This window comes from Comamonas antarctica, from assembly GCF_013363755.1.
Taxonomy (GTDB): Bacteria; Pseudomonadota; Gammaproteobacteria; order Burkholderiales; family Burkholderiaceae_C; genus Comamonas; species Comamonas antarctica.
This window is the reverse complement of sequence record NZ_CP054840.1, coordinates 2,030,204-2,045,399: the sequence shown is the minus strand read 5'-3', so window position 1 is coordinate 2,045,399 and position 15,196 is coordinate 2,030,204. Positions and strand designations below refer to the sequence as shown.

Sequence of the window (15,196 nt, the reverse complement as noted above, 5' to 3'; positions counted from 1 at the left end):
CGCACAAATCTATAATGGAAGATTGTCCCGCCGCAAGGCGGCGCCGCGCAATTCCAAACCTTACGCCATGAGCCAACCCACTTTTTCCGTTGCCGAAATCCGGAAGTCGTTTCTGGACTTTTTCGCCTCCAAGGGCCACACCATCGTGCCGTCGAGTTCGCTGGTGCCGGGCAACGACCCGACGCTGATGTTCACCAATTCGGGCATGGTGCAGTTCAAGGACGTGTTCCTCGGCACGGACAAGCGCCCCTATACCCGCGCCACCTCGGTGCAGGCCTGCCTGCGCGCGGGCGGCAAGCACAACGATCTGGAAAACGTCGGCTACACCGCGCGCCACCACACCTTCTTCGAGATGCTGGGCAACTGGTCGTTTGGCGACTACTTCAAGCGCGAATCGCTGAAGTGGGCCTGGGAACTGCTGACCGAGGTCTACAAGCTGCCCAAGGAGCGCCTGCTCGCGACGGTCTACGCCGAGGACGACGAGGCCTATGAGATCTGGACCCAGGAAATCGGCCTGCCGCCCGAGCGCGTGATCCGCATCGGCGACAACAAGGGCGGCCGCTACAAGTCCGACAACTTCTGGATGATGGCCGACACCGGCCCCTGCGGTCCGTGCTCGGAAATCTTCTACGACCACGGCGCGCACATTGCCGGCGGCCCTCCGGGCAGTCCCGATGAAGACGGCGACCGTTTCATCGAGATCTGGAACAACGTGTTCATGCAGTTCGACATGGACGAAAAGGGCCAGGTGCATCCGCTGCCCGCGCCCTGCGTCGACACCGGCATGGGCCTGGAGCGCCTGGCCGCGATCCTGCAGCACGTGCACAGCAACTACGAGATCGACCTGTTCGCGGCGCTGATCAAGGCCGCCGGCCGCGAGACGCATACCGAAGACCTGAGCAACCCTTCGCTCAAGGTCATTGCCGACCATATCCGCGCCACCTCCTTCCTGGTCAGCGACGGCGTGATTCCGTCGAACGAAGGCCGCGGCTACGTGCAGCGCCGCATCGTGCGCCGCGCCATCCGCCACGGGTACAAGCTGGGCCAGAAGACGCCATTCTTCCACAAGCTGGTCAAGGACCTGGTGGCCGTGATGGGCGATGCCTACCCCCAGCTGCGCGCCCAGGAAGAGCGCATCACCGCCGTGCTCAAGGCCGAGGAAGAGCGCTTCTTCGAGACGCTTGCCAACGGCATGGAAATCCTCGACAACGCGCTTGCGGGCGACGTCAAGGTGCTGCCCGGCGACGTCGCCTTCAAGCTGCATGACACCTATGGCTTCCCGCTGGACCTGTCTAACGACGTGGCACGCGAGCGCGGCCTGAGCGTCGACGAGGCCGGTTTCCGCGCCGCGATGGAAGAGCAGAAGAACAAGGCGCGCGCCGCCGGCAAGTTCAAGATGGACCGCGCGCTGGAGTACACCGGCGCGTCCAACGCCTTCACCGGCTACGGCGCGCTCGCGGCCCCGGCCAAGGTGCTGGCGCTGTATGCCGACGGCACGAGCGTGCAGGCGCTCGAGGCCGGCCAAAGCGGTGTCGTCGTGCTGGACAGCACGCCGTTCTATGCAGAATCGGGCGGCCAGGTCGGCGACGAAGGCGTGATCACTGCGGGCAGCACGCGCTTTGCGGTGCAGGACACGCTCAAGATCAAGGCCGATGTGTTCGGCCACCACGGCGTGCTGGAAACCGGCCGCCTGGCGGTGGGCGACAGCGTGTCGGCCGAAGTCAATACCGAGGTGCGCGCCGCGACCATGCGCAACCACTCGGTCACGCACATCATGCACAAGGCGCTGCGCGAAGTGCTGGGCAGCCATGTGCAGCAAAAGGGCAGCCTGGTCAACGCCGACCGCACGCGCTTCGATTTCACGCATGGCGCGCCCGTGACCGATGCCGAAATCCGCGAGATCGAACGCCGCGTGAACGCCGAAATCCTGGAGAACTCGGCCACCGATGCCGCGGAAATGGACATCGAGAGCGCCAAGCAGACCGGCGCGATGATGCTGTTCGGCGAGAAGTACGGCGAGACCGTGCGCGTGCTGGGCATCGGCAGCAGCCGCGAGCTGTGCGGCGGCACCCATGTGCAGCGCACCGGCGACATCGGCCTGTTCAAGATCGTCGGCGAAAGCGGCGTGGCCGCAGGCGTGCGCCGCATCGAGGCCGTGACCGGCGCGAATGCGCTGGCCTACCTGCAGTCGCTCGAAGACACCGTGGCCCAGGCCGCGGGTGCGTTCAAGGCCCCGGCCACCGAACTCACGGGCCGTATCGGCCAGGCGCTCGACCAGATCAAGGCACTGGAAAAGGAAATCGCGGCGCTCAAGGGCAAGCTGGCATCCAACCAGGGCGATGAGCTGGTGAACCAGGCCGTCGACGTCAAGGGCGTGAAGCTGCTGGCCGCGCGCCTCGAAGGCGCCGACGCCAAGACCCTGCGCGACACCATGGACAAGCTCAAGGACAAGCTGGGTACGGCGGTCATCGTGCTGGCAGCGGTCGATGGCGACAAGGTGCAGCTGGCTGCGGGCGTGACCAAGGATTGCATCGGCAAGCTCAAGGCCGGCGAACTCGTGAACCACGTTGCGCTGCAGGTCGGCGGCAAGGGCGGCGGCAAGCCGGACATGGCGATGGCCGGCGGCACCAATGCCGCGGCGCTGCCGGAGGCGCTGGCTTCGGTGCAGGGCTGGGTCAGCGAGCGCCTTTGAGCCCACGTCCCGGCGCGGGCGCCTGCGTGGCGCCGGCGCCGGGCAGCGCAAGCTGATTTCCAAGGAGACGACATGGTCGTAATGCATACCGTGCTGGCCATCGTGCTGGTGATTGGCCTGATCATCTGGCTGCGTGTCGATCCCGTGATCTCCCTGGTGCTGGGCTCGCTGTATCTCGGGCTGGCCAGCGGCGTCGGCTTTGCGGACACGCTCGGCGCCATCACCGGCGGTTTTGGCGAGATCATGGGCAAGGTGGGCCTGCTCATCGGCTTCGGGGTCGTCATCGGCTCGCTGCTGCATGCCACCGGCGCGTTCAGTCGCATGGTGCAGGCGCTGGTCGCGGCCGTCGGCGCCAGGCGCCTGCCGTATGCGATGGCCGGCGCGATGTCGACGCTCTTTCCCTCGATCTATGTCGATGTGCAGGTGGTGCTGGGCGCGCCCGTGGCGCGCTCTGCGGCGCCGCTGCTGGGCCGCAACGGCCTGCCGCTGCTCGCGGGCGCGATCGGCACGGGCATCTTCTCGGGCTATGTGTTTGTCGTTCCCGGGCTGGCGGTGATTCTCGTGGCCGGCCAGATGAACGTGAGCCTGGGTGCATGGCTCGTGGGCGGGCTATGCATCGGTCTCGCGACGGCGCTGCTGACCACCTTTGTGTTCAGCCTGCTGCTGCGCACCAACTACTGGAAGCCTGAAACCGACGAGGATGCGAGCGAGGCCATGGTCGAGACCGAGGCCCAGGATGCGCAGGCGCCGCCAGCCGGCGGCCCGGGGCTGCTGCTCGCGGCGGCGCCCATCGTCGTGCCGCTGCTGATGATCGCATTTGGCGCGTTTGCCAAGCTTGCGGGTTACAGCAGCGAGCTGATCGGTTTCATCGGCAACGCCAACCTGGCGCTGTTTGTCGGGCTGCTGGGCGCCTATCTGCTCGCCCGGCGCTACATTGGCGTGGAGCGCACCGGCGAGGTCTTGACCGATGGCTTCAAGACCAGCGGCGAGATCCTGCTGATCACCGGCGTCGGCGGCTCGCTGGGCGCGATCATCACCGCTTCGGGCATGGGCGTGGAACTGGGCAAGCTGTTCTCGCACGACGCGGGCGGGCCGGCGCTGCTGAGCATCGTGCTGGCCTGGTTCGTGGCCGCGGTGCTGCATGTGGCCATCGGCTCGGTGTCGGTGGCGGCATTGACCGCGGCCAGCATCATCGGGCCGGTCCTGTCGCAGATCGCGATCTCGCCGGTGGTCATCGGTTTCGCCATTGCCTCGGGCGCGCTGTTCGCGGTGCAGGTCAACAGCAACTTCTTCTGGATGTTCAAGGGCCTGATGGGGTTGTCGACCAAGGGCGCGCTCAAGACGCTGACCCTGGTGACCTCGATCGCGTCGATCATCTCGCTGCTGCTGGTGATGCTCGCCAGCCTGTTTGGCTGAGGCCGCGCCATTTCGCTGCGCAGCCTCGATCTCAACCTGCTCAGGGCGCTTGACGCGCTGCTGCAGGAATGCAGCGTGACGCGCGCCGCCGCGCGCCTGGGCCTGACCCAGCCGGCGATGAGCGGCATGCTGACGCGGCTGCGCGACAGCTTTGGCGACCCGCTGTTCGTGCGCGCCCAGCGCGGCATGGTGCCCACGCAGCGCGCGCTCGACCTGCGCCTGCCGCTGCAGCAGGTGCTGGCCGAAATTGACGCATTGCTGCAGCCGCCGCAGTTCGATCCGTCGACGGCGCGCTTCACCTTCACCATTGCCTCGACCGACTACGCGCTGCGCGCGATTGCGCTGCCGTTTCTCGCCGCGCTCAAGCCGCAGGCGCCGCATATCCGCGTGGCGCTGGTGCCGGTCGAGAACGGCCAGACGCCCGCACAGCTCGAGCGCGGGCAGATCGGCCTGGCGCTGCTGACGCCGGAAAAGACGCCTCCCGAGTTGCATGCGCGCGCGTTGTTCCGCGAACGCTATGTCTGCGTGCTGCGCTGCGGCCACCCGGCGGCGGGAAAGGCGTTGACGCTGGAAGAGTTCTGCGCGCTGGACCATGCGCTGGTGTCGTATGACGGCGGCGGTTTCCACGGCGTCACGGACGATGCGCTGCAACGGCTGGGCCAGCGGCGCGAAGTCACGCTTTCGGTGAAGTCCTTTCTGATCCTGCCCGATCTGCTGCGCGCCAGCGATATGGTGGCCATTCTGCCCGCGCGGCTGGTACAGGGCCAGCCGGGACTGGTGATTTCCGAACCACCGCTTGACGTGCCGGGCTTCACCAAGTGTGCAGTGTGGCACGGGCGCACGCACCATGATCCCGCGCACCGCTGGCTGCGCGACCTGCTGTTTCGCACCTGCGCCGAACGCCAGCCGCCGCTGTCATAGCACGGCGTGATGGGGATCATAAATTTCCAGCATTTGATTTATTTCAGCGTGGCGCCATGTGCGGCCTTGCTGCAGAAATTCTGCTGCCGCATCTTTCCCTTTCCCCTTCAGTCTCCCAGAAGAACATGTCTGCCCTGTTTTCCCCGTTCACCCTCAAGGATGTCACGCTGCGCAACCGCATTGCCGTGCCGCCCATGTGCCAATACAGCGCCGTCGATGGATTCACCAACGACTGGCACCAGATCCACTACCCGTCGATTGCGCGCGGCGGCGCGGGGCTGGTGATCGTCGAAGCCACGGGCGTGTCGCCCGAAGGCCGCATCACGCCCGACTGCCTGGGCCTGTGGAGCGATGCGCATGCCGAGGGGCTGGCGCGCATTGCGGCATCGATCAAGTCTGCAGGTGCCGTGCCCGGCATCCAGATCGGCCATGCGGGACGCAAGGCCAGCGCCTTCCGGCCCTGGGATGGCGATGACCATATTCCCGAGGGCGACGCACGCGGCTGGCAGCCGATTGCGCCGTCGGCGATTGCATTTGGCGGCGGCTTGCCGCGCGTGCCCAGCGAGATGACGCTGGCCGACATCGTGCGCGTCAAGGCCGACTTCGTCGCGGCGGCGCGGCGCGCGCGCGATGCCGGGTTCGAGTGGCTGGAGCTGCATTTCGCGCATGGCTATCTGGCGCAGAGCTTTTTCTCGGCGCATTCCAACCAACGCACCGATGCCTATGGCGGCAGCTTCGACAACCGCGCGCGCTTCCTGCTCGAGACGCTGGCCGCCGTGCGCGAAGTCTGGCCGCAGAACCTGCCGCTCACGGCGCGCTTTGGCGTGATCGAGTTCGACGGCAAGGACGAGGAAACGCTGGCGGAGTCGATCGAACTGGTCAAACAGATGCGCGAACGCGGCCTGGACCTGCTCAACGTCAGCGTCAACTTCGTGATTCCCGACGTCAAGATTCCCTGGGGCACGCCGGCGTTCCTCGCGCCGATTGCCCAGCGCGTGGCGCGCGAGGCCGGGCTGCCCGTGGCATCGAGCTGGGGCATCGACAATGTGCAGGACGCCGAACGCGTGGTGGCCGAGCAGCAGATGGACCTGGTGATGATCGGCCGCGCGATGCTGGCCAACCCCCACTATCCGTACGCGCTGGCCCAGGCGCTGCAGGTCGAGCGCCCGGACTGGACGCTGCCCGCGCCCTACGCCCACTGGCTCGAGCGCTACCGCGGCGCGGGCAAGGTGGCGGCGCAGTAAGACCGGCGCAGGGAAGTCAACGCGACTTCCCGTGCTTCAGACCTTCTTGAAAACCAGGTCCCACACGCCGTGGCCCAGCTTGAGGCCGCGGTTCTCGAACTTGGTCAGCGGGCGGTAGTCGGGCTGGGGCGCATAGGCCTCGGCGGTGTTGGCCAGCGTCGGCTCGGCCGACAGCACTTCGAGCATCTGCACCGCATAGGGCTCCCAGTCGGTGGCGCAGTGCAGGTAGCCGCCGGGCTTGAGGCGCGAAGCCAGCTTGGCGATCAGCGGCGACTGCACCAGGCGGCGCTTGTTGTGCTTGGTCTTGTGCCAGGGGTCGGGGAAGAAGATGTGCACGCCGTCCAGGCTGCCTTCGGTCAGCATGTTGTCGATGACCTCCACCGCGTCATGGCGCAGGATGCGGATGTTGTGGATGTCCTGCTCGCCGATGCGCTTGAGCAGCGCGCCGACGCCGGGTTCATGCACCTCGCAGCACAGGAAGTCGTCTTCGGGGCGCACGCGCGCGATGTGCGCCGTGGCTTCGCCCATGCCGAAGCCGATCTCGAGGATCAGCGGCGCGCTGCGGCCGAACACGGCCGCCGCGTCCAGCGGGGCGGCCTGGTAGTTCAGCAGGAACTGCGGCCCGACTTCGGCATAGGCCTTGGCCTGGCCGATCGTCGTGCGGCCGGCGCGCAGCACATAGCTCTTGATGGTGCGGGGATGGACCACGCCGGCGGGGGCCGAGCCGGGCGTGGCGTCTTGGGGGGCGTCTGGGCCGGGAGCGGCCGCGTTGGTTTGGTGTTCGTTCACAGGGCGTGATTGTAGTTAGCTCGCCAGGCCGCAACCCACAGCGCCAGCGCATCGGCCCGGTTTTTGTGGGTGCAATCGGCCACCGGAAGGTCCAGTGCCGCGGCCGCTGCGTCGAGCGCCGCGCGGCTCGCGGCGGGCGTCGAGACGTCAATCGAGCGCGCGCCATGCTGCTTGGACAGCTTTTCGCCATCGGCGCGGCGCACCAGCGGGGTGTGCAGGTAGGCGGGCGTCGGCAGGCCCAGCGCCTGCTGCAGCAGCATCTGGCGCGGGGTGTTGTCGGTGAGGTCTTCGCCGCGCACCACGTGGCTCACCTGCTGGTCGCCGTCATCGACCACCACCGCCAGCTGGTAGGCCCAGAGGCCGTCGGCACGCCGCAGCACGAAATCGCCCACGGACTGCGCGAGATCCTGCGACTGCGCTCCCAGCCGGCGGTCATGCCACAGCAGCCGCCCGTCGGCCGGGTCCCATTGCGGCGCCCCGAGGCCGGCGAACGGCTGCTGCCGGCGCGCGGCTTTCTCGGTGGCAAAGCGCCAGGCGCGCGCGGGGCGCCCCTGCAAGCCGCAGCGGCAGGTGCCAGGGTAGGGCCGCTCGATATGCCGCTCGCGCGCCAGGCCCATTTGTTCCCACGCCAGTTCGATGTCGCGCCGGGTGCAGGCGCAGGGGTAGGCCAGCTGCCGCTCCAGCAACCGCTGCAGCGCGCGCTCGTACAGCGCGCCGCGCGCGGATTGCCATACCGGCGCATCGTCGGGCACCAGGCCGCAGGCATCGAGCTGCTGCAGGATCAGACGATCGGCACCGGGCATGCAGCGCGGCGGGTCGATGTCTTCGATGCGCACCAGCCAGCGCCCCTGGTGCGCGCGTGCATCGAGCCAACTGGCCAGCGCAGCAACCAGCGAGCCCGCATGCAGCGGGCCCGTGGGGGAGGGCGCGAAGCGCCCGACATAGGAGGAAGTCGTCGCGGTCGGCAAGGTCGTCAAGCCACTTTCAAGGCCAGCTCCAGGCCGGATACAAACGCATCTTCGACGCGCGCTCCCAGGCACCAGTCGCCGCAGACGCCCAGGCCGGTCTTGGGGTTCCAGAGAAACGCATGGCCCAGCGTGCTCATGGTCTGGGCGTAGGGCCAGAAGCGGCTGCTGACATGGCTGGGCGTGGCGTGGATTCCGGTGATTTCGGCAAAGGCCTTCTGCAGCTTGGCCTGGATGCGCGGGGCGTCGTCATTGCGGTGCTCCTGCGACCAGGCGGGGCTGGCCTGCACGGTCCAGCGCTCGGTGGACGAACGCCCGGGTTTGGACGATTCGCGGGCGAGCCAGGCAATGCGGTGGTGGGTGCTGCGCGCGGCGTTCCAGTGCGGGCCCAGCGTCGTGAGGCCGGGCTGCTGCGCTTGCGCAAACGTCAAGTGCAGGGTCCAGCAGGGCGCGATGTCGATGTCTTCGAGGGCCTGGCAGTGCAGATCGGCCAGCCCGGTAGGGGCCAGCAATGCGCGCGCCTGGGGCGCGGGCAGGGCCAGCAGCACGGCATCGAAGCCGGCATGCACGGTCTGCTGCGAAGGGTCGAGCGAGTCCTCGGTCTGCAGTTGCCAGCGCCCGGCCTCGAGCCGGTCGCGCTCGAGCGCGGTCACGCGGCATTGGAGGTGCACGCGCCCGGCAGCGATCAGCGGCTTGGCCCAGGCCTCGGGCAGGCTTTGCATGTGGGGCGTGGCCACCCAATGCGACTCGCGCGGCGGCGGCACGGCGCTGGCAACGCGGCCGGCGCTGTCGAGCACGCGGATGGTCGTTGCGCTCCAGGGGCGGCACAGCTGGGGGTCGAGCGCCAGCACCTGCTCGAAACGCGGATCGCGCACGGTGAAATACTGCGCGCCTGCGTCGAAGCTGCCATGCGATGTCATGTGTACCGCCATGCGCCCGCCCACCGTGCTGCCCTGTTCGAACACCTTGACCTGGTGGCCGGCCTGCACCAGCGTGCGCGCACAGGCCAGGCCCGCGATGCCGGCGCCGATGATGGCAATGGTCTGCGGTCGATGGCGCGCGCGGCGCGGGTGCTGCGCCGCGGTGGGTGTGGAGGCGGGGGGACGGAACGTGCGCGTAGCAGTCATGACAGGCCTTTCGGATACTGGAGATGGCAAATTCAGCGGTCGCGTGCAGCCTCAACCGTGGATTGACTCTACACCCTTCGCACGCGTGCGCGGCACTCAAAGGTCCTGATGGTTTTCCAGCAATGCCGCGCGGGTCGTGGGATGGGCCAGTTTTTCCAGCCACCACTGCAGCGCGCGGCCGGGGCTCGCATGGCCCGAGGTGGTCCAGGCATAGTGGGCGCGCAGCGTGCGCGCCGGGCGCACGACGGAGCGCACCAGCAGCCGTCCCGCGTCGGCATGCGCGCGCACCATGCCGTGCGGCAGGAACCCATACCCCAGGCCGCGCACCAGGGCCTCGACCTTGGCGGCCATGCTGTCCACGGTGAGCACCGGCTGTCCGCCGAGCAGCCCGATGCTGGTGGTATCGCGCAGGGCCGAATCGGCCACGGCCACCACGCGGTGCTGGAGCAGCGTGTCGTCGCCGATGGGCTGGGGCACCTGGGCCAGCGGGTGGTGCGGCGCCACCGCCAGGCAAAACGAGATCTCGCCGAGTTCCTGCAACTGGATTCCTGCGACGTTGCTGGCGTTGACGGCCACGCCGATGGCCAGGTCGGCACGGCCGGTGCTCAGCGGCTCGAGCGTGCCGCTCAGGATGCCGTCGCGCAGTTTCAGCCGCGTGGGCGGCTCCAGCGCGTAGAAGGCCTCGACCAGGTCGAACAGCGGGCCGCGTGCCAGCGCCTCGTCGGCCACGATGGTCAGTTGCGGCTCCCAGCCGGTGGCGACCCGGCGCACGCGGTGGGCCACGGTTTCGATGTCCAGCAGCAGCCGCGCGCCTTCGCGCAGCAGCTCGAGCCCGGCCTCGGTGGGCTGGGCCTGGCGCGAACGCCGGTCGAACAGCAGTACGTCGAGCGCTTCCTCGATATGCCGCACGCGGTAGGTGAGCGCACTGGGCACCAGGCCCAGCGCGCGCGCGGCCGCGGCAAAGCTGCCGGTGTCGGCGATCACCTGGAGCATGGCAAGGCTGTCGGGGGTCAGTGCATCACGGGGGCTGGACATCGAAGGGCTCGGTTCAAAGGATTTGAATGATGCCAGCAAATCTGCGCCGGCGGCTGCAAATGCAGCCCGAACCCGAACTGCGCCAGGCCTGCCATGAGAGGAATAAAGCTGACAGCGACGCAGGTGCTGCATGGCCACAATGGGCGCCATCGGTCCTGCACCACGCAGGTACCGGCCCGCGGCTTGCAGCGGAATCCTCCACGCACCGCAGACCGGCAAAGAGAGGGATCTCCATGGGTGCTTCTACGCAAAATCTGCTGGCTCTGCTGGGCCGTATCCTGCTGGCGCTGCTGTTCATTCCCGCGGGTGTGGGCAAGCTCACCGGCTTTGCCGGCACCGTGGGCTATGCGGCGTCCGCCGGCATGCCCCTGCCGCAGATTGCCGTGGCCATTGCATTGCTGGTGGAACTCTTCGGCGGCCTGGCGCTGCTGCTGGGCTGGCAGACGCGTTGGGCGGCCTTTGCGCTGGCGCTGTTCACCCTGGTGGCAAGCTTTTTCTTCCACAAGTTCTGGGGTCTGCCGGCCGACCAGGCCACCATGCAGCAGATGCTGTTCTACAAGAACCTGGCGGCCGCCGGGGGCCTGCTGGCGTTTGCGGCCTTCGGCCCCGGCGGATACAGCCTGGACGCGCGCCGGCCGCTGGTTCCCGCCGTGCGCTAGGGACCCTCGGCACAAATCCCTGCGGCCGTTGGCAGCGCGGCTCGGGCGGTCCGCGGCGTTGCTTTTCTTGCCAAAGCTTGGCTATTGGCTGCAAAAAGGCGCCTTGCGGCCCATGCCGATCCGCGCTGCCACCGTCTCGCGAGGTTTATGCAGACGATCCCTAGGTCCGGTCCTCAGCCTGCCGAAGGCGGCAATTGCTCTGTGGGCACGGTGTCCAGCCCGGCATCGAGCACGCGGCGCCCGTCGAACACGAAACAGCCACCGCGGTAATGCGCGCCGTCGGTTTCCTCGAAGTACTTGAGGATGCCGCCCTCGAGCTGGTAGACATGCTCCAGGCCCTGCTCGCGCATCAGGATCGCGGCCTTCTCGCAGCGGATGCCGCCGGTGCAGTAGCTGACCACGGTCTTGTCCTGGAGTTCGGCGCGGTGTGCAGCCAGCGCGCCGGGGAACTCGGTGAACTTGGCGATGCGCCAGTCGATGGCCGACTCGAACGCGCCCGCGTCGACTTCGAAGTCGTTGCGCGTATCCAGCGTGACCACGGGCCGGCCGTCATCGTCATGGCCTTGCTCCAGCCACTGGCGCAGGCGCGCCGGACTCACCGATGGAGCGCGGCCCAGCGCCGGCTTGATCGCGGGATGGTCCATGCGGATGATCTCGCGCTTGACCTTGACCAGCATCTTGCGAAACGGCACGTCCTGCGACCAGCTCTCCTTGGGCGCGAGGTCGGCGAAGCGCGGGTCGGCGCGCAGCGCATCGACAAAGCCATGCACGCGTTCGGCCGGGCCGGCGAGGAAGAAATTGATGCCTTCCTCGGCCAGCAGGATGGTGCCCTTGAGTTCGGCGGCCAGCGCGCGCTCGGCCAGCGTGTCGCGCAGCGCGTGGGCGTCGGGAAGTGCCACGAACTTGTAGCAGGAGATATTGAGAATGTCGGTCACGGTAGGAATGTCTGGACGGGCGGCGCAGCGCGCGGCCGGTGCTCAGGTCGTCAGCATCGATTTGATCTTGTTGGCCAGCTGGGCCACGGAAAGCGCGGCGGCGCAGCCCGGCGTGGCTTGCAAAAGCAACTGCCGGCGCATGACCGAATCGCGCACCGCGGGGTCGGCCGGAATGTCGCCCATGTGCAGCAGGCGCACCGGCTGGCCGTCCTCGGTGGTGACGAAGCGGTTGAGCACCTGCTGCAGCTGGCCGGTGATGGCGCGGCCGTCGCCGGGGCGCACGGCCTGGTTGATGATCAGCCGCATGTGCTGGCGCTTTTGCTGCGTGGCCAGCACCTTGATCGCGGCATAGGCATCGGTCAGCGAGGTGGGTTCGGGCGTGGCGACGATCATGACCTCATCGGCCATGGACACCGAAAACAGCACCACATCGGAAATGCCGGCGCCGGTGTCGAGCAGAATCACGTCGAAACGCGGTGCCATGGCCTCGACCACCTGCAGGAACTTGGCGCGGATCTCGGGCGTGAGATGCGAGTACTCGACCATGCCCGAGCCGGCCAGCAGCACCGAGAAACCGCCGGGGCCGGCCAGCACCGCGTCTTCGAGCGCGGCCTTGCCGGTGAAAACGTCGTGCAGCGTGATCTTGGGAAACAGGTTCAGCACCACGTCGAGGTTGGCCAGGCCCAGGTCGGCGTCGAGCACCAGCACCTTGAGACCGTGGCGCGTCAATGCGGCGGCGAGATTGGCGGATACGAAGGTCTTGCCCACGCCGCCCTTGCCGCTGGTGATCGCAATGATCTTGGCGCGCGGCTGCGGGCGCGTGCGCACCGCCTCGCCCATCGGCGTGGTGGTGGGAATGGCTGGGTGGGATGGCAGCACAGCGTCGGTCATTGCTCTGCCTTCAACGGCCGCCGTCCGCCGGGTCCATGGGATCGGCCGCAGCCGCCGCCACAGGATCGGCCTGCGTCGGATGGAGGAACAGGGACATGGGGCCAAACAACATGCTTTTTTCTTCTGCACTCACGGTGCTGTCGGGTTGCTCTTCGATGCAGATACGGTTTCGGCCAGCGGATTTTGCCTGATAGAGCTGGTTGTCCGCGCGTTCGATCCACAGCTGCGTGGTGCTGCGTATCCATTGCAGGGCATAGGCACCGCCAATGCTGACGGAGACGTTCAGGTCCAGGGCCGGCGATACGCGGATCAGCGTGGATTCGACGGCCTCCCGGATGCGCTCGGCAATCGAGGTGCCGTAGGCCGCCTGGCACGAGGGCAGCACGATGGCGAATTCCTCGCCGCCGTAGCGCGCCAGCGTGTCCATGGGGCGCACGCAGCCCACCAGCGTGCGCGCCACCGACTGCAGCACGATGTCGCCGGCAATATGACCGTGCGTGTCGTTGATCTTCTTGAAGTGGTCGATGTCGAGCATCAGCAGCAGGGCGGCCTCGCCCGAACGCGCCATGCGGTCGATCTCGCGCTCGAGCACGGTGCGGAAATGGCGGCGGTTGGCCAGGCCCGTCAGCGGGTCTCGCAGCGACAGTTCGCACAGGCCGTCGATGACCGCCTGGAGGTAGCGGGTCGGGGTTTCATTGGGCAGCGCGAAGCCCGGCGCACCAGCCTGGGTTACCAGGCTATGTGCCGTTGACAAGCGCAGGTCGCGCAAGAAGACAGATTGGTGGGCCGCGGAACCAGTCACAAATTGCAAATCAGTGTTGCGAGAGTGTACCAGCCTCGCACCGGCTGGGTAGCTGCTGCAGCGCGCCGATGGCCTCGGCATCGGTGCGGTACAGCGCCAGGTCGGGCCCGGGCACCAGCGCAGCCGCACGGCGCAGGCAGTTTTCCACCGGCAGCTTGAGGCCGCTGACGTGGAGTGTGCCGCCGCGCTGGCGCAGCAGCCCACGCACGCGCGCAAAGGTTTCCACACCCGTGATGTCGATGCGGTTGATCGCCTGCGCCAGCAGGCACAGATGGCGAATTTCCGGATGCGCGCCCAGCTGGTCCACGATGCGCTGCTCCAGCGCGCGCGCCGAGGCGAAGTCGAGCTCCGCATCCATGCGCAGTGCGAGCACGCCGGGCGCCAGCGCCGGCAAGTGCCACAGGTGGCGGTCGCGCAGGCTGCCGTCGGCATGCAGCCCGGCCTCGATGATGCGCGGATGCAGGCGCTGGTACAGGAAATGGCACAAGCCCATCACGATTCCGGCCAGCACGCCCCAGTACAGCCGCGGCGCGGTCGCCAGCGTCAAGGCGCAGGTGGCCAGGCCGATGCAGGCTTCGGTGCGCGAGATGTGCCATAGCCGGAACATGGTCTGCGGCCGGATCAGATTGAGTACCGCCGTGACCACGATCGCGGCGAGCGCGGCCTGGGGGACGTGGTAGAGCGCGGGTGTAAGCCACAGCAGCACGACAAACACGAAGCCGATGGCGAACACCGTGGCCCAGCCGGTGCGCGCGCCGGCCATCAGGTTCACTGCCGAGCGCGAGAACGAGGCGCTGGTGGCAAAGCTGCCGCAGAGTCCGGCGCTGATCTTGGCCATGCCCTGGGCCAGCAGGTCCTGGTTCTCGTTCCAGCGCGTGCCGGCCCGCTGATGCTCGGCCTGGGCGCTGGACGCGGTCTCCAGGAAGCTCACCAGCGAGATCACCAGCACCGGCATGATCAGCGCCGCAAACTCGCTGGCTTCGAGCCATTGCGGCCAATGCAGGCTGGGCAGCCCCGCAGGCAGCGTGCCGACCACGTCGCCGCCGCTGTCGGCAAACCCGATGGCCCAGCTCAGCACGCCGGCCATTGCGGCCACCAGCATGGCCGCAGGGAAGCCCGCGCGCCAGCGCTTGAGCGCCAGCAGCAGGACCACGCTGCCCAGTCCGATGGCTGCGGCGCGCAGGTCGAAATGGTGCAGGGAAGGGTCCGACAGAAACGCATTCCAGGTGGTGCGCAGCCCCATCAGGGCCGGAAGCTGCGAGGCCAGGATCAACAGTCCCGCGGCCTGGGTGAAGCCGTTGAGCACGGGCGAGGTCACCAGATTGAGCAGCCAGCCCGCGCGCAGCGCGCCCAGCGCGCACTGCAGCAGGCCCGACAGCAAGGCGATCCATACCGCCAGGCTGACCCAATGGGCGCTGCCAGGCTCGGCCAGGCCCATCAGCGAGGCGCCGATCAGCAGGCTGGTCAGAGCGGTTGGTCCGACGCCCAATCGCGGAGAGGCGCTCCACAGCACGGCCACGAGCGCTGGAATCAGCGACGCGTAGATGCCGGTCACCAGCGGCATGCCGGCCAGCGCCGCGTACGCCACGCCCTGCGGCAGCAGCATCAGACCGACCGTCATGCCGGCCATGAATTCGCCCATCAGCAGGGCAGAGGTGGGACGGGGCCAGGCAAGAAACGGGAACCAGCGCGCGAGATTGAGCATGGACAGCATTGTGCT

At 67.9% G+C, this 15,196-nt stretch carries 13 protein-coding genes; 5 read left to right on the top strand and 8 right to left on the bottom strand.

Annotated features, from left to right (window positions below; translation table 11 throughout):
- Positions 1-67 precede the first annotated feature (67 nt).
- The 4 genes from alaS (at position 68) to HUK68_RS09700 (ending at position 6,273) form a co-directional block, all read left to right on the top strand.
- Positions 68-2,692, top strand: coding sequence for an alanine--tRNA ligase (alaS, locus tag HUK68_RS09715; RefSeq protein WP_175504019.1), 2,625 nt, complete (start codon positions 68-70; stop codon positions 2,690-2,692).
- 72 nt (positions 2,693-2,764) lie between these two features.
- The gene (locus HUK68_RS09710) at positions 2,765-4,108 is read left to right on the top strand and encodes a GntP family permease (RefSeq protein ID WP_175504018.1); all 1,344 of its coding nucleotides are present in this window, start codon (positions 2,765-2,767) and stop codon (positions 4,106-4,108) included.
- A 9-nt stretch (positions 4,109-4,117) separates the two neighbouring features.
- Positions 4,118-5,029, top strand: a complete 912-nt coding sequence (locus tag HUK68_RS09705; RefSeq protein ID WP_175505796.1) for a LysR family transcriptional regulator — start codon at positions 4,118-4,120, stop codon at positions 5,027-5,029.
- 125 nt (positions 5,030-5,154) lie between these two features.
- Positions 5,155-6,273, top strand: coding sequence for an NADH:flavin oxidoreductase/NADH oxidase (locus HUK68_RS09700; protein WP_175504017.1), 1,119 nt, complete (start codon positions 5,155-5,157; stop codon positions 6,271-6,273).
- A 36-nt stretch (positions 6,274-6,309) separates the two neighbouring features.
- Here the strand turns inward: HUK68_RS09700 and trmB are convergent, their stop codons facing one another.
- The 4 genes from trmB to HUK68_RS09680 form a co-directional block, all read right to left on the bottom strand.
- On the bottom strand, positions 6,310-7,062 hold the full coding sequence (gene trmB, locus HUK68_RS09695; protein WP_175504016.1) for a tRNA (guanosine(46)-N7)-methyltransferase TrmB: 753 nt from the start codon (positions 7,060-7,062) through the stop codon (positions 6,310-6,312).
- A complete protein-coding gene (gluQRS, locus tag HUK68_RS09690) occupies positions 7,059-8,039 on the bottom strand; it encodes a tRNA glutamyl-Q(34) synthetase GluQRS (RefSeq protein ID WP_175504015.1) in 981 nt (326 codons plus the stop codon). Before gluQRS ends, trmB begins: the two co-directional genes overlap by 4 nt.
- The gene (locus HUK68_RS09685) at positions 8,036-9,154 is read right to left on the bottom strand and encodes an NAD(P)/FAD-dependent oxidoreductase (protein WP_175504014.1); all 1,119 of its coding nucleotides are present in this window, start codon (positions 9,152-9,154) and stop codon (positions 8,036-8,038) included. The genes gluQRS and HUK68_RS09685 overlap by 4 nt, the downstream gene beginning before the upstream one ends.
- Before the next feature lie 96 nt (positions 9,155-9,250).
- Positions 9,251-10,189 carry a LysR family transcriptional regulator gene (locus HUK68_RS09680; protein WP_175504013.1) on the bottom strand — a complete coding sequence of 313 codons (939 nt, stop codon included), beginning with the start codon at positions 10,187-10,189 and terminating at the stop codon, positions 9,251-9,253.
- A 233-nt stretch (positions 10,190-10,422) separates the two neighbouring features.
- On the opposite strand from HUK68_RS09680, the gene HUK68_RS09675 reads away from it, so the two are divergent.
- Entirely contained in the window at positions 10,423-10,848 is a 426-nt protein-coding gene (locus HUK68_RS09675; protein ID WP_175504012.1) for a DoxX family protein, read from the top strand.
- 173 nt (positions 10,849-11,021) lie between these two features.
- Here HUK68_RS09675 and HUK68_RS09670 read toward each other — a convergent pair whose 3' ends face one another.
- Genes HUK68_RS09670 through HUK68_RS09655 form a run of 4 tightly spaced genes read right to left on the bottom strand, consistent with a single transcriptional unit; the run spans position 11,022 to position 15,181 of the window.
- Positions 11,022-11,783 carry a sulfurtransferase gene (locus tag HUK68_RS09670; protein WP_175504011.1) on the bottom strand — a complete coding sequence of 254 codons (762 nt, stop codon included), beginning with the start codon at positions 11,781-11,783 and terminating at the stop codon, positions 11,022-11,024.
- 42 nt (positions 11,784-11,825) lie between these two features.
- Positions 11,826-12,674, bottom strand: a complete 849-nt coding sequence (locus HUK68_RS09665) for a MinD/ParA family protein (protein WP_175504010.1) — start codon at positions 12,672-12,674, stop codon at positions 11,826-11,828.
- A 10-nt stretch (positions 12,675-12,684) separates the two neighbouring features.
- Positions 12,685-13,476: a GGDEF domain-containing protein gene (locus HUK68_RS09660; protein ID WP_244146339.1), complete on the bottom strand. Its 792-nt coding sequence runs from the start codon at positions 13,474-13,476 to the stop codon at positions 12,685-12,687.
- A gap of 10 nt (positions 13,477-13,486) precedes the next feature.
- Entirely contained in the window at positions 13,487-15,181 is a 1,695-nt protein-coding gene (locus tag HUK68_RS09655; protein WP_434082465.1) for a SulP family inorganic anion transporter, read from the bottom strand.
- Positions 15,182-15,196: the final 15 nt, after the last annotated feature.